Origin of the sequence: Agrococcus sp. GCM10030265, from assembly GCF_042666675.1 — a bacterium.
Lineage (GTDB): Bacteria > Actinomycetota > Actinomycetes > Actinomycetales > Microbacteriaceae > Agrococcus.
Window position 1 is genome coordinate 315,547 of the sequence record NZ_JBHTCZ010000002.1, and the last position, 14,056, is coordinate 329,602.

The 14,056-nt window shown below is 72.0% G+C and carries 14 protein-coding genes and 1 pseudogene; 12 read left to right on the top strand and 3 right to left on the bottom strand.

Going from position 1 to position 14,056, the window contains the following annotated elements; genetic code table 11:
* Nucleotides 1-522 carry a hypothetical protein gene (locus ACFQPP_RS05655; protein WP_376915575.1) on the bottom strand — a complete coding sequence of 174 codons (522 nt, stop codon included), beginning with the start codon at nt 520-522 and terminating at the stop codon, nt 1-3.
* A gap of 53 nt (nt 523-575) precedes the next feature.
* Between ACFQPP_RS05655 and ACFQPP_RS05660 the strand changes: the two genes are divergently transcribed.
* The 9 genes from ACFQPP_RS05660 to ACFQPP_RS05700 all read left to right on the top strand — a co-directional run bounded on the left by ACFQPP_RS05660 (nt 576) and on the right by ACFQPP_RS05700 (nt 9,730).
* Nucleotides 576-1,196, top strand: coding sequence for a hypothetical protein (locus tag ACFQPP_RS05660; protein WP_376915576.1), 621 nt, complete (start codon nt 576-578; stop codon nt 1,194-1,196).
* A gap of 69 nt (nt 1,197-1,265) precedes the next feature.
* Nucleotides 1,266-2,033 carry a YebC/PmpR family DNA-binding transcriptional regulator gene (locus tag ACFQPP_RS05665; protein WP_376915577.1) on the top strand — a complete coding sequence of 256 codons (768 nt, stop codon included), beginning with the start codon at nt 1,266-1,268 and terminating at the stop codon, nt 2,031-2,033.
* Nucleotides 2,034-2,054: 21 nt separating this feature from the next.
* On the top strand, nt 2,055-2,597 hold the full coding sequence (gene ruvC, locus ACFQPP_RS05670; protein ID WP_376915578.1) for a crossover junction endodeoxyribonuclease RuvC: 543 nt from the start codon (nt 2,055-2,057) through the stop codon (nt 2,595-2,597).
* A gap of 52 nt (nt 2,598-2,649) precedes the next feature.
* Nucleotides 2,650-3,222: a Holliday junction branch migration protein RuvA gene (ruvA, locus tag ACFQPP_RS05675; protein WP_376915579.1), complete on the top strand. Its 573-nt coding sequence runs from the start codon at nt 2,650-2,652 to the stop codon at nt 3,220-3,222.
* Nucleotides 3,219-4,232: a Holliday junction branch migration DNA helicase RuvB gene (gene ruvB, locus ACFQPP_RS05680; RefSeq protein WP_376915580.1), complete on the top strand. Its 1,014-nt coding sequence runs from the start codon at nt 3,219-3,221 to the stop codon at nt 4,230-4,232. The genes ruvA and ruvB overlap by 4 nt, the downstream gene beginning before the upstream one ends.
* Nucleotides 4,233-4,306: 74 nt before the next feature.
* Complete coding sequence (yajC, locus tag ACFQPP_RS05685; RefSeq protein ID WP_376915581.1) at nt 4,307-4,690, top strand: preprotein translocase subunit YajC; 384 nt, start codon at nt 4,307-4,309, stop codon at nt 4,688-4,690.
* Nucleotides 4,690-6,366, top strand: coding sequence for a protein translocase subunit SecD (gene secD, locus ACFQPP_RS05690; RefSeq protein ID WP_376915582.1), 1,677 nt, complete (start codon nt 4,690-4,692; stop codon nt 6,364-6,366). The genes yajC and secD overlap by 1 nt, the downstream gene beginning before the upstream one ends.
* Nucleotides 6,366-7,340 (top strand): protein translocase subunit SecF, encoded by a 975-nt coding sequence (secF, locus tag ACFQPP_RS05695; protein ID WP_376915583.1) that lies wholly within the window; start codon nt 6,366-6,368, stop codon nt 7,338-7,340. The genes secD and secF overlap by 1 nt, the downstream gene beginning before the upstream one ends.
* 29 nt (nt 7,341-7,369) lie before the next feature.
* The gene (locus tag ACFQPP_RS05700) at nt 7,370-9,730 is read left to right on the top strand and encodes a RelA/SpoT family protein (protein WP_376915584.1); all 2,361 of its coding nucleotides are present in this window, start codon (nt 7,370-7,372) and stop codon (nt 9,728-9,730) included.
* Between the two features lie 10 nt (nt 9,731-9,740).
* On the opposite strand, the pseudogene ACFQPP_RS05705 reads toward ACFQPP_RS05700, so the two are convergent.
* Together ACFQPP_RS05705 and ACFQPP_RS05710 are read right to left on the bottom strand one after the other, a co-directional pair.
* A pseudogene (locus ACFQPP_RS05705) lies at nt 9,741-10,649 on the bottom strand (DUF349 domain-containing protein); the annotation flags it as partial.
* A gap of 28 nt (nt 10,650-10,677) precedes the next feature.
* Nucleotides 10,678-11,466 carry a peptidylprolyl isomerase gene (locus ACFQPP_RS05710; protein ID WP_376915585.1) on the bottom strand — a complete coding sequence of 263 codons (789 nt, stop codon included), beginning with the start codon at nt 11,464-11,466 and terminating at the stop codon, nt 10,678-10,680.
* A gap of 93 nt (nt 11,467-11,559) precedes the next feature.
* Between ACFQPP_RS05710 and ACFQPP_RS05715 the strand changes: the two genes are divergently transcribed.
* The 3 genes from ACFQPP_RS05715 (at nt 11,560) to ACFQPP_RS05725 (ending at nt 13,978) form a co-directional block, all read left to right on the top strand.
* Nucleotides 11,560-12,945 (top strand): replication-associated recombination protein A, encoded by a 1,386-nt coding sequence (locus ACFQPP_RS05715; RefSeq protein WP_376915586.1) that lies wholly within the window; start codon nt 11,560-11,562, stop codon nt 12,943-12,945.
* Nucleotides 12,946-13,071: 126 nt separating this feature from the next.
* Nucleotides 13,072-13,692 carry a 30S ribosomal protein S4 gene (rpsD, locus tag ACFQPP_RS05720; protein WP_376915587.1) on the top strand — a complete coding sequence of 207 codons (621 nt, stop codon included), beginning with the start codon at nt 13,072-13,074 and terminating at the stop codon, nt 13,690-13,692.
* A gap of 106 nt (nt 13,693-13,798) precedes the next feature.
* Nucleotides 13,799-13,978, top strand: a complete 180-nt coding sequence (locus ACFQPP_RS05725) for a hypothetical protein (RefSeq protein WP_376915588.1) — start codon at nt 13,799-13,801, stop codon at nt 13,976-13,978.
* Nucleotides 13,979-14,056: the final 78 nt, after the last annotated feature.

Here is a 14,056-nt window from a genome sequence, read left to right on the forward strand (position 1 = left end):
TCAGCAGGGCGTGCTGAGCGCGACCGTCACGGTCGCGCCCGTCAGGTCGAGCGCCGCGAACTCCGTCGAGAAGGTCCCGCCCTCGTAGGTGGCCGGCGCCGTCTCGTCGCGCTGGACGTAGGACGAGTCGCCGTCGTTCAGCAGCATGCCGGTGGCCTGCCACGACCCCGACTCGTCGGAGCCCGTGCCGAACATCGATCCGGTGTCGTCGCTCGACGAGAGCAGCGCCGTGCCGCCGAACACCGAGCACTCGACGATCGCGCCCCAGGAGCCGGTGGGCTGACCGTCGATCGTCACGGTCGAGCCCGTGGGCGCAGCGGGCGCCGAGCTCGACGGCGGATCGGCGGGCTCGCTCGTCGCCGGCGCCGACGAGGCGGGGGTGGAGGGCGCGGGCGGCTGCGTCGCGGGCTCGGTCGTCGCCGGCGCGCCGGGAGCCGGCGCGGGCGGCGAGAGCACGCACCCCGAGAGCGCGAGCGTGCCGAGCGCGACGACGGCGGCGGCGAGGATGCGACGAGAGGTCATGCGCCGATGGTGGCAGCGTCGGCTGGACGAGCGCCGACGATAGCCTCGGCGCCATGCAGCTCTACTCGGCCAGGCCCGACCGTCTCGCCTGGCAGGTCCTGGGCGACCTCGCCGCGGTCGGCGCGCTCGTCGCGGCGATCTGGCTCGCCGGGGAGGTCACGCGCGCGATCGACTCGCTCGCGCGGTTCGGCGTGCAGATGCAGGACGCGGGCTCGCAGCTCTCGGACACCCTGCTGGGCGCGGCGGACGGGCTCGAGGACATCCCGCTCGTCGGCTCGGGTCTCGGCCAGCCGTTCGTCGATGCCGCCGGCGCCGCCGACGAGCTGACGACGGCCGGGCGCACGCTCGAGGCAGCGATCCACGCGCTCGCCACCGGCGTCGGGGCGGCGGTGTGGATCGTCACCGCGCTCGTGCTCGTCGTCGTCTGGCTCGTGCCCCGGCTGCGCTTCGCGCTGCGCTCCGCCGAGACCGCCAGGGTCGCCGCCACGCCCGCCGGACGCGACCTGCTCGCCCTGCGCGCGCTCGTCGCCCGACCGCTCGGCGAGCTGCAGGCCGTCGCACCCGATCCGCTGCGCGCCATCCGCGACGGCGACGACGCGGTGCTCGACGCGCTCGCAGGGCTCGAGCTCTCGGCATCCGGCGTGCGCCGTCGCAGGGACGTCGCGACGTCCTGATCGGGCCGGGCGGGCCGTGCGACGCGGGCGCCGCCGGTAGACTGATGCGTCGACCGACCGGGAGGGCACGTGTCCGGACATTCCAAGTGGGCGACGACCAAGCACAAGAAGGCCGTCATCGACCAGCGCCGCGCGAAGTCGTTCGCGAAGCTCATCAAGAACATCGAGGTCGCGGCCAAGCTCGGCGGCGCCGACCTCGCAGGCAACCCGACGCTGTACGACGCGGTGCAGAAGGCGAAGAAGACGTCGGTGCCCAACGACAACATCGATCGCGCCATCAAGCGCGGTGCGGGCATCTCGGGCGACGCCGTCGAGTACACGACGATCATGTACGAGGGCTACGCGGGCGGCGGCGTCGCGCTCATGATCGAGTGCCTCACCGACAACAAGAACCGCGCGGCCGCCGAGGTGCGCACCGCCATGAGCCGCAACGGCGGCACGATGGCCGACCCCGGCTCGGTCGCCTACAACTTCCACCGCAAGGGCGTCGTGTCGGTCACGAAGACCGACGACGTCACGGAGGACGACATCCTGCTCGTCGTGCTCGACGCCGGCGCGGAGGACGTCGTCGACCAGGGCGGCGGGTTCGAGATCGTCTCCGAGCCGAACGACCTCGTCGCCGTGCGCTCGGCGCTCGTCGACGCCGGCATCGACTACGACTCCGCCGAGGCGGAGTTCGTGGCCGACCTCAAGGTCGAGGTCGATGCCGAGACCGCGCGCAAGGTCATGCGCCTCATCGACGCCCTCGAGGACTCCGACGACGTGCAGAACGTGTTCACGAACCACGCGCTCACGCCCGAGGCGCAGGCCGCGCTCGACGCCGAGGACGAGGACTAGCGGGCTCGGGCGGTCGTCGCCGTGCGCATCCTGGGCATCGACCCGGGCCTGACGCGCTGCGGCGTCGGGGTCGTCGACGCCGCAGGGCGCTCGGTGCGCCTCGTGACGGTCGACGTGCTTCGCTCGGCCGCCGACGAGGCGCTCGAGCAGCGGCTGCATCGCATCGCCACGGGCATCGAGGCGGCGATCGCCGAGCACCGGCCGGACGCCATCGCCATCGAGCGCGTCTTCGCGCAGCACAACGTGCGCAGCGTCATGGGCGTCGCGCAGATCTCGGGACTCGTGCTGCGCGCCGCCGCGGCGGGCGGCATCCCCGTCGAGCTGCACACGCCGAGCGAGGTGAAGGCCGCCGTCACCGGGTACGGGCAGGCCGACAAGCGGCAGGTGGGCACGATGGTGCAGCGCATCCTCGGCCTCGACGCCGCGCCCCGACCGGCGGACGCCGCCGACGCCCTCGCGATCGCGATCTGCCATGCATGGAGCGCGCGATCGGTCGCCCCCACCGCGGGCCTCACGCCTGCGCAGCTCGCGTGGCAGGCGGCGGAGCGCGCCACCCGCAGGTGAGCGACGGCGCGGCGACCGGACGCCGTCACCCGTCGAACCTAGGCTGGAGCCCATGATCGCGAGGCTCGACGGCACGGTGCTGGGCGCTGCAGGCAACCGCATCGTCGTGGGCGTCGGCGGCGTCGGGCTCGCGGTGTCGGTGACGCCGCAGCAGTCGCTCGTCGCCTCCGTCGGCTCGACCATCGCGCTCCACACGACCCTCATCGTCCGCGAGGACGACCTGTCGCTCTACGGCTTCGGCTCGCAGGCCGAGCTCGACGCCTTCGACCTGCTGCGCGGCGTCTCGGGCGTCGGCCCGAAGTCGGCGCTCGGCGTGCTGAGCCACATGACGCCCGACCAGCTCGCCGACGCCGTCGAGCGCGAGGACGAGCGGGCCTTCAAGGCCGTCAGCGGCATCGGTCCGAAGACCGCGCGCCTCATCATCGTGCAGCTCGCAGGCAAGCTGCACGCGTCCGCACCCGCACCCGCCGCCGTCGGCGACGCCGGTGCCGACGTGCTCGTGGCGCTCACGGGCCTCGGATGGCCCGAGCGGCAGGCGCGCGCCGCGCTCGACGCGGTGGGCGCGCAGCCCGACGCAGGCTCGCTGCTGCGCGCCGCGCTCGCCGAGCTGGGGCCGCGCAGGTGACCGACGAGCTCACGCAGCCGGAGGCGACGGGCGACGAGATCGCGTTCGAGGGCGCGCTGCGACCCGGCTCCCTCGCCGAGTTCGTCGGGCAGCCGAAGGTGCGCGGCCAGCTCGAGGTGCTCCTGCGCGCGGCCGCGCTGCAGGATCGCAGCCCCGACCACATCCTCCTCGCAGGCCCTCCCGGGCTCGGCAAGACGACGCTCGCGATGATCATCGGCGCCGAGACGGGACGCGCCGTGCGGCTGTCGTCGGGGCCCGCCATCCAGCACGCCGGCGACCTCGCCGCCGTGCTGAGCGCCCTCACGCCCGGCGACGTGCTCTTCGTCGACGAGATCCACCGCATGGCGCGCTCCGCCGAGGAGATGCTGTACCTCGCGATGGAGGACTTCCGCATCGACATCATGGTCGGCAAGGGAGCGGGTGCCACCTCGATCCCGCTCGAGCTCGCTCCGTTCACGCTCGTCGCGGCGACGACGAGGTCCGGCATGCTGCCGAGCCCGCTGCGCGACCGCTTCGGCTTCACGGCCCACCTCGAGTTCTACGACCCCGCCGACCTCGAGCGCGTGCTGCGCCGCTCGGCCTCGCTGCTCGGCGTCCCGCTGCCCGACGAGGCCGTCGCCGAGCTGGCGCGTCGCAGCCGCGGCACGCCCCGCATCGCCAACCGCCTGCTGCGCCGCGTGCGCGACTGGCTGCTCGTGCACGCCGGCAGCGACGGCATCGAGGCCGTGCGGGCGGCGCTGCGTCTCTACGACGTCGACGAGGCGGGGCTCGACCGCCTCGACCGCGCCGTGCTGCACACGATCGCGCACCGCTTCCGCGGCGGGCCCGTCGGCCTGTCGACGCTCGCGGCCTCGGTCGGCGAGGAGGCCGACACGATCGAGTCGGTCGTCGAGCCGTACCTCGTGCGCGAGGGGCTCCTCGCCCGCACGCCGCGCGGCCGCGTCGCGACGCCGGAGGGCCTCGTCCACGCCGGTGTGGTCGTGCACCCCACGCTGGACGATCGACTATGATCATCGGGTCCGTGCCCGCGCGCACGCATGCCCCGAGCCGGACCCATCCGCACTTCGACTGAAGCGACTTCCACATGCATCTCCTCCCTCAGACCGCGAACGACAACGCCCAGGGCGGCTTCGTCTTCGACCCGCTGACGATCGGCATGCTGCTGGTCCTCGCGGTGCTCATCTTCTTCATGTTCCGCAACAGCCGGAAGCGCAAGGCGCAGCAGGAGGAGCTGCAGACGAAGATGCGTCCGGGCGCCCAGGTCATGACGAACTTCGGCCTCTTCGGCCTGCTCGTGGCGATCGACGACGAGAGCAACGAGGCCCTCATCGAGGTCGCGCCGGGCACGACGCTGCGCGTGCACCGCCAGACGCTCGCCCGCGTCGTCGAGGACGACGCTCCCGCCGACGCGACGCCGGTCGACGACGCCGAGACCAGCGGCGACGGCACCACCACCGAGCGCCCGTAGTGGCGCGGGCGCGGGCGCGCACCGGGCGCGCACTCATCTGGCTCGTCGTCATCGGGGCGCTCTTCGCGGCGCTCAACTGGGCGAGCGTCGCAGGAGGCGACGGCGCCTGGACGCCGCGGCTCGCGCTCGACCTCGAGGGTGGCACGCAGGTGATCCTCGAGCCGCAGCTGCGCGAAGGCCAGGAGGTCACCGACGAGCAGCTCGACCAGGCGGTCGAGATCATCCGCGACCGCGTCGACGCCTCCGGCGTCTCCGAGGCCGAGATCACGACGCAGGGTGGGCGCAACATCGTCGTCGCCATCCCCGGCGAGGTCGACGACGCGACGATGGATCGCCTCCGTGCGAGCGCGCTCATGGAGTTCCGGCCCGTGCTCGTCGTCGCCGCGGCGCTGTCGCCCGCCGAGATCGAGACGAACCAGGCCGCGCAGGAGCAGACGCCGCCCGCCGACGACCCCGCAGCCGCCGAGCCCGCCGACGCCTCCGACCTCGCGTGGATCACGCCGACGCTGCAGGCCGAGTTCGACACGTTCGACTGCGCGTCGCTCGAGGACCCCGAGCGGGGCGAGCAGCCGACCGACGAGCCGCTCATCACGTGCAGCGAGGACGGCACGGCCCGCTACATCCTCGGTCCGACCGAGGTCGAGGGCTCCGACATCGCCGACGCGACGGCCGGCCAGGCCCTCACGTCGACGGGTGCCGCGACGAACGAGTGGGAGGTCCGCCTGCAGCTCGACGGCGCGGGCACCGAGGCGTTCGACGAGGTCACGACCCGCATCACGAGCCTCGAGAGCCCCCGCAACCAGTTCGCGGTCGTGCTCGACGGCGCCGTCATCATCGCCCCGCAGTCGAACGCCGTCATCACGAACGGCGAGGCCTCCATCACGGGCGGCTTCGACCAGGAGTCGGCGCAGTCGCTCGCCGACCAGCTGAAGTTCGGCTCGCTGCCCATCGGCTTCGAGGTGCAGTCGGAGGAGACCATCGCGGCGACGCTCGGCGAGAGCCAGCTGCAGGCGGGCATCATCGCCGGCCTCATCGGCCTCATCCTCGTCGTCGGATACTCGATCTTCCAGTACCGCGCCCTCGCGGTCGTGACGATCGCGTCGCTGCTCATCGCGGGTGGCCTGACGTACCTCATCATCACGTGGCTGTCGTCGGCCGAGGGCTACCGCCTCTCGCTCGCCGGCGTGACGGGCCTCATCATCTCGATCGGCCTCATCGCCGACTCGTTCATCGTGTACTTCGAGCGCGTCCGCGACGAGCTGCGCGACGGGCGAGCCCTCACGAGCGCCGTCGAGGCCGGATGGCGGCGAGCGTTCCGCACGATCCTCGCCTCGAAGGCCCTCAACCTGCTCGCGGCGGTCGTGCTGTACCTCGTCGCGGTCGGCAACGTGCGCGGCTTCGCATTCACGATCGGCATCACGGCGATCATCGACCTCATCGTCGTGGCGCTGTTCACGCACCCGATGCTGCAGCTCGTCGCCCGCACGCGATTCTTCTCCGGCGGGCACCCGATGTCGGGCCTCGACCCCAAGGCTCTCGGCGCCGTCTACCGCGGCAGGGCGCAGTTCCGCGACCCCGTCGCAGCCGGCAGGGGCGCGACGAGCTCGCGCGAGGCCCAGCGTCGCCAGTCGATCGCCGAGCGCAAGGCATCCGCCTCGGCAGAGCAGGAGCGGTGATGGCATCCCTCACCCAGTTCGGCAACCGCCTCTACACGGGCGAGTCGTCGTTCCCGTTCGTCGCGAAGCGGCGGACGTGGTTCCTCGTCGCGCTCGCCGTCATCGCGGTGTGCATCATCGGCCCGCTCGTGCGTGGCGGCTTCGAGTTCGGCATCGAGTTCCGTGGCGGCAGCGAGTTCCGCGTCTCGGGCGTCGAGCAGGTCGACGAGCAGGTCGCGGCCGACGCGGTGACCGACGTGCTCGGCGCATCGGCCGTGCCGAACGTGGCGCAGATCGGGCAGGACGGCCTGCGCGTGCAGACCGAGCAGCTCTCCGACTCCGACACCGTCGAGATCCGCGACGCCCTCGCCGAGGCGCTCGACGTGTCGGCCGACGACATCACGTCGTCGTTCGTCGGTCCGTCGTGGGGTCAGGACATCACGAGGCAGGCGATCGTGGGCCTCCTCGTGTTCGTCGTGCTGGCGGCGGTCGTCATGGCGTTCTACTTCCGCACCTGGAAGATGTCGGTGGCCGCGCTCGCGTCGCTGTTCTTCACGCTCATCGTGACGATCGGCGTGTACGGCACGGTCGGCTTCGAGATCACCCCGGCGGCGGTCATCGGATTCCTGACGATCCTCGCCTACTCGCTGTACGACACGGTCGTGGTGTTCGACAAGATCCGCGAGAACACCGCACCGGGCGTCTCGGGCACCTACGCCGACAACATCAACCTCGCCGTCAACCAGACGCTCGTGCGCTCGATCAACACCTCGGTGATCGCCGCGCTGCCGACGGCCGCGATCCTCTTCATCGGGTCGTTCCTGCTCGGCGCGGGCACGCTGCGCGACATCTCGCTCGCGCTCCTCATCGGCACGCTCGTGGGCGCGTGGGCGACGCTGTTCGTCGCCGCGCCCCTCTACGCGCAGATGCGCAGCAACGATCGCATCGGCGAGGCCAGGGCCAAGCGCCCGTCCGAGCGCGGCGCAGTCGTCTGACGGCACGTCCGCGAGAGCAGGATGGACGCATGAGCGAGACGCAGACCACCGGCGCGTTTCGCACCCTGCTGCCCTTCCTGTTCTCGCGGTCGAGCCGTGCGGGTGCGGTCGACGACCTCATCCGCACGGTCAAGGGGCACCATCCGAAGGCCGACGTCGGACTGATCCAGCGCGCGTACGTCGTCGCCGAGCGCGCGCACCAGGGGCAGTTCCGCAAGTCGGGCGAGCCCTACATCACGCATCCCGTCGCGGTCGCGCAGATCCTCGCCGACCTCGGCATCGGTCCCGTGACGATCGCGGCTGCGCTGCTGCACGACACCGTCGAGGACACCGAGTACACCCTCGACCAGTGCCGGGCCGACTTCGGCGACGAGGTCGCGATGCTCGTCGACGGCGTGACGAAGCTCGACAAGCTGCAGTACGGCGAGGCCGCGCAGGCCGAGACGATGCGCAAGATGGTCGTGGCCATGGCGAAGGACATCCGCGTCCTCGTCATCAAGCTCGCCGACCGCCTGCACAACGCGCGCACCTGGGGCTTCGTCGCCAGCGAGTCCGCGCAGCGCAAGGCGCGGGAGACCATCGAGATCTACGCGCCCCTCGCGCACCGCCTCGGCATCCAGGCGATGAAGACCGAGCTCGAGGACCTCTCGTTCGCGGTGCTGAACCCCAAGGTGTACGTCGAGATCAAGAACCTCGTGGAGGGGCGCGCGCCCGAGCGCGACCGCTACATGGAGGAGGTCGTGCAGGTGCTCGTCGACGACATGCGCGGCGCCCGCATCAAGGGCCGCGTGACGGGCAGGCCGAAGCAGTACTACTCGATCTACAACAAGATGCAGGTGCGCGGCCACGAGTTCGCCGACATCTACGACCTCGTGGGCGTGCGGGTCATCGTGCCGAGCGTGCGCGACTGCTACGCGGTGCTCGGGCAGATCCACGCGCGATGGAAGCCCATGCCCGGTCGCATGAAGGACTACATCGCGACGCCGAAGTTCAACCTGTACCAGTCGCTGCACACGACGGTCGTCGGCCCCGAGGGTCGCCACGTCGAGATCCAGATCCGCACCGAGGAGATGCACCGGCGCGCCGAGTACGGCGTCGCCGCCCACTGGAAGTACAAGCAGGGCGGTGGCCGCGCCGTCACGGGCGAGGACATGGCGTGGCTCGCGCACCTGAACGACTGGCAGGCCGACACGCAGGATCCCGGCGAGTTCCTCGACTCGCTGCGCTTCGAGATCGGCGCGAAGGAGGTCTACGTCTTCACGCCGAAGGGCAAGGTCATCGGCCTGCCCGCCGGCGCGACGCCCGTCGACTTCGCGTACGCCGTGCACACCGAGGTCGGGCACCGCACGATGGGCTCGAAGGTCAACGGGCGTCTCGTGCCGCTCGACACCCGCGTGCAGACGGGCGACGTCGTCGAGGTCTTCACCTCGAAGAATCCCGATGCCGGGCCCAGCCAGGACTGGCTCTCATTCGTGCAGAGCGCTCGCGCACGCAACAAGATCCGTCAGTGGTTCACGCGCGAGCGCCGCGACGAGGCGATCGAGCAGGGCCGCGACGCGATCGCGAAGGCCATGCGGCGGCACAACCTGCCCCTGCAGCAGCTCATGAGCCGCGAGTCCTTCGTCGAGGTCGCCTCGTCGATGGGCTACGACGACGTCAACGGCCTCTACGCCGCGGTCGGCGAGGGCCACGTGTCCACGCAGTCGGTGCTCGAGAAGGTCGTGGCGGGCCTGCAGGGCACCGTCGACGAGGACGAGATCATCCCCGTCAGCCCCTCGCGCGTGCAGCCGCGCGCGTCGGGCTCGGGCGTGCTCGTGCGCGGCGCCGACGACATCCTCGTGAAGCTGTCGAAGTGCTGCACGCCCGTGCCGGGCGACGACATCGTCGGCTTCGTGACGCGCGGCCAGGGCGTGAGCGTGCATCAGCGCACGTGCCCCAACGTGCAGGGGCTGCTCGCCGAACCCGAGCGCATGATCGACGTGTCGTGGGCCGACAACGTCAAGAGCATCTTCCTCGTGCACATCCAGGTCGAGGCGCTCGATCGCTCGGGGCTGCTCTCCGACGTGACGCGGGTGCTGAGCGAGCACCACGTCAACATCCTCTCGGCGTCGGTGCAGACCGGCACCGACCGTCTGGCCATCCGGCCACCTTGCCGGCGTCCTTCGACGCCCGCGCGGCCTCGAGTGCCGCCTCGAGCTGCTCGATCGACTCCTCGAGCTGACCTGCGAGGCCCTCGGAGCGCGCCTTGCGCTCGGGGTTCGAGCGCTGCCAGTGGTCGTCGTCGAGCTTGCGGACGTGGGCCTCGACGCGGCGCATGCCGTCCTCGACCTCGCGCACGGCGTCGCGGGGCACGCGGCCGATCTCGTCCCAGCGGCGCTGCAGGCCCGTGAGGATCTCGCGCGCCTTGGCGCGGTCGGTCTCCTGCAGGAGCGGCTGGGCCTCCTCGAGGATGGCGCGCTTCGCGGCGAGGTTCTCGCCCTGCTCACCCTCGACGACGGCGGATGCCTCGGACTTCGCCTGGAAGAGGAGGTCGCCCGCGGCCTTGAAGTCGGCCCAGAGCGCGTCGTCGACCTTGCGGCCCGCACGGCCAGCAGCCTTCCACTCGTCGAGGAGCGATCGGTACGCGGGGATGCCGTCGGCGCCCTGCGGTGCGAGCGCCTGCGCGCGCTCCACGAGCGCCTGCTTGCGGGTGCGGGCATCCTTGTGCTGCGAGTCGAGCTCGGAGAAGAACGCGCGGCGACCCTGCTCGACGGTCTGACGCGCGTCGCGGAACCGCTTCCACAGCGCGTCGGCCACCGACTTCGGGATGCGCGGGCCGTCCTTCTGCGCGGTCTGCCAACGCTGGAAGAGCTCGTCGAGCTCGGCGCTGGCCCGCTTCCACTGCACCTGCTTCGGGTCGCGGGCCGCGAGCTCCTCCGCGGCGGCCACGATGGCCTCGCGGTCGGCGATCGCGACCTGCGCCTGCTGCTCGGCCTCGGCCCTCTGCTCGGCGCTCAGCTCCTCGAGCTTGCCTGCGAGGGCGTCGAGCCGCGTGAGCAGGGCCTCGAGATCGCCGACGGCGTTGGCCCCGACGACCGACTCGCGCAGATGCCTCGCGGCCTTCTGCACGTCGTTCGCCGAGGCGCCGGCACGCTGCCGCTGCTCGAGCAGGCGCACCTGCCCCTCGAGGTCTGCGTACTTGCGCTGGAAGTAGGCGAGCGCCTCATCGGGGCTCGCGTCGGGGTACTGGCCGACCTCACGCCACTGCTCGCCCTCACGGACGGAGACGGTGCCATGCTCGTCGACGCGGCCCCACGGGTTCGCGTCCATGGCCCCAGGCTACTTCACGCGCGGGCCGTCATTCGACGGTCGCGGCATCGATCGTCACGGGCTCGGCGGGCTCGCCGTCCTGCGGCGCCGTGCCGGTGGCCTCGTCGGGCTTCGTGCCGGCCGAGATGACGTCGCCGACGAGCTGGTCGAGGCCGCTCGTGACGGTGCCGATCACCGTGTACCCGCCTGCTGCGTCCGACGGGATGTCGGTGTCGCCGTAGACGATGAAGAACTGGTGCCCGTTGGAGTTCGCGTCGCCGCCGGCGCGCGCCATGGCGATGGTGCCAGCGGGGTACACGTCGTCCTCGGGGGCGTTCTCGATCGGGCCGTACTGGTACTCGGGGTCGCCTGCGCCCGTGCCGTCGATCGAGCCGCACTGCAGCACCTCGAAGCGCTCGGCGGTCGTGAGGCGGTGGCAGGTCTTGCCGGGGTAGTAGCCCGTCTGGATGTCGTTGACGACGGCCGAGACGGCCTGCGGCGCGGCGGCGCCGTCGAGCTCGATGCCGAGGTCGATGCCGTTGATCGTGAGCGTGCCCGTCCAGGTGCGCTCCTCGGCGAGCGAGGGATCGGGCACGGCCTCGGATGCGCTCGCCTCGTCGGTCGTAGAGGGCGAGGGCGACTCCGAGGCGGCGGCGTCCTGCGCGGGGTTCGCGTCGGCGTACCACCACTGGCCGAGGCCCGCGAGCGCGCCGACGACCACGACCGCGGCGACGGCGATGACGTTGTCGCGGCGCAGCCTGCGCTGCTTGCGCTCGTGCACCGTACGGCGTGCGCGGTAGTCGCGGACGCGCCGCTGCTGCTCCTTGGTGCTCGTCACCGATGATCTCCCGTCTGGATCGCTCGGACGAGCGTAGCGGCTGCGACTGTGCCGGGACGCCGGTGGTCGGTGGCCGACCCTACGATGGTCGGCATGGCGAACGCGGGGCTCGGATCGTCGACCGCGCCGCTCGCGGTCCGCATGCGGCCGCGCTCGCTCGACGAGGTCGTCGGGCAGCGTCATCTGCTGCGCGACGGGTCGCCCCTGCGGCGCCTCGCGACGCCGGGTGCGCGCACCGGGCAGTCGGTCATCCTGTGGGGTCCGCCGGGCACCGGCAAGACGACGATCGCGCAGGCGATCGCGGCCTCGAGCGACCGGCGCTTCGTCGAGCTGAGCGCCGTGACGGCCGGCGTGAAGGACGTACGGCAGGTCATGGAGGAGGCGCTGTCGACGCGCGACCTCTACGACACGCAGACCGTGCTCTTCCTCGACGAGATCCACCGCTTCACGAAGGCGCAGCAGGATGCGCTGCTGCCCGGCGTCGAGAACGGCTGGGTCACGCTCATCGCGGCGACGACGGAGAACCCGTCGTTCAGCGTCATCAGTCCGTTGCTGTCGCGCTCGCTGCTGCTCACGCTCGAGCAGCTGCCCGACGACGAGCTCGCAGGGCTCCTCGACCGCGCGGTCGTCGATCCGCGCGGCTTCGGCGACCGCATCCGGCTCGACGACGCCGCGCGCGCCGCGATCGTGCGGCTCGCCTCCGGCGATGCGCGGCGCGCGCTCACGGTGCTCGAGGCAGCGGGCTCGCACGTGCTCTCGCTGGTCGAGACGAGGGCGGTCGACGACGAGGACGACGACGACGAGGACGACGACGACCACGGCGACGCGGACGACGCCGTGCAGCCGCTCGTCACCGACGAGATCGTGGCCGAGAGCGTCGACGCGGCGCTGCTGCGCTACGACCGCCAGGGCGACGAGCACTACGACGTCATCAGCGCCTTCATCAAGTCGGTGCGGGGCTCCGACCCCGACGGCGCGCTGCACTGGCTCGCGCGCATGATCGAGGCGGGCGAGGACGCCCGCTTCATCGGGCGGCGGCTCATCATCCTCGCCTCGGAGGACGTCGGCATGGCCGATCCGCAGGGGCTCGTCATCGCGACGGCCGCCGCGCAGGCCGTGCAGCTCATCGGCATGCCGGAGGGGCGCATCCCGCTCGCGGAGGCGACGGTGTACCTGGCGACCGCCCCGAAGTCGAACCGCTCGTACCGCGGCGTCGACGCCGCCATCGCCGACGTGCGCCGCGGCGCCTTCGGTCGCGTGCCGACGCATCTGCGCGACGCGCACTACCCGGGGGCGAAGCGGCTCGGCCACGGCAAGGGCTACCGCTACGCGCACGATGCGCCGCACGGCGTCGCCACGCAGCAGTACCTGCCCGACGAGCTCGTCGGCACCGTCTACTACGAGCCGGGCGCGCACGGCTTCGAGCGCGAGGTCGGCGCTCGGCTCGAGCGCATCCGCGCGATCCTGCGCGGCGACTGACGTCGCGCCGCGGCTGGCGGCGGCCGGTCTGGTAGCCTGGACGACGGCCCATTCGGGTCACCACCCATCCTTGAGCCGGGAGACCGGCTGGCCGCTCGCGCGGCCGCGATGCGAAGGAAGCAACGCATGACCACCAAGACCAGCATCACGCGCAAGTCGCGTGCGCTCGGCGTCGCCCTCACCCCGAAGGCCGCCAAGTACCTCGAGAAGCGCCCCTACGGCCCCGGCCAGCACGGACGCACGAAGCGCAAGGCCGACAGCGACTACGCCGTCCGTCTGCGCGAGAAGCAGCGTCTGCGGGCCCAGTACGGCATCCGCGAGAAGCAGCTGCGCCTCACGTTCAACGAGGCTCGTCGCCAGGCGGGCCTGACCGGTGAGAACCTCGTCGAGCTGCTCGAGATGCGTCTCGACGCCCTCGTCGTCCGCGCCGGCTTCGCCCGCTCGACGGCGCAGGCCCGCCAGCTCGTCGTGCACCGCCACATCACCGTCGACGGCCAGCGCGTCGACCGCCCCTCGTTCCGCGTGAAGGAGGGCCAGGTCATCGGCGTGCACGAGCGCTCGGAGGGCATGGAGCCCTTCCAGGTCGCGGCCGCGGGCGGCCACGCACAGGTGCTGCCCCCCGTCCCGGGCTACCTCGACGTGACGCTCGACCGCCTCCAGGCGCGCCTCGTGCGCCGCCCGAAGCGCGCAGAGGTCCCCATCGTCTGCGACGTCCAGCTCGTCGTCGAGTACTACGCAGCCCGCTGACCCAGGGCAGCGAACGAGGGCCGTCCGGGAATCCCGGGCGGCCCTCGCCCGTCTGCGCCGACCGCGCGGATAGACTGGCCGTCCACGTCCCACGAGGAGATCAGCCATGAGGACCATCGCCCTGCTCGCCCTCGGTGCCGTCGTCGGCGCCGTGGCCGTCACGCGCATGCAGCAGACGCCGAAGGGCAGGGAGATCCTCGGCGGCGCCGACGCGCGGGTGCGCGAGTTCACCGACGCCGTGAAGGACGGGTACTCGAGCCGCGACCGCGAGCTGCGCGGCGAGTAGTCGCCGCACGCCACGAACGACCGATCGCGGCCCTCCCCAGGAGGCCGCGGCGCCCGCATGGGCGCGAGAGATGCGAGC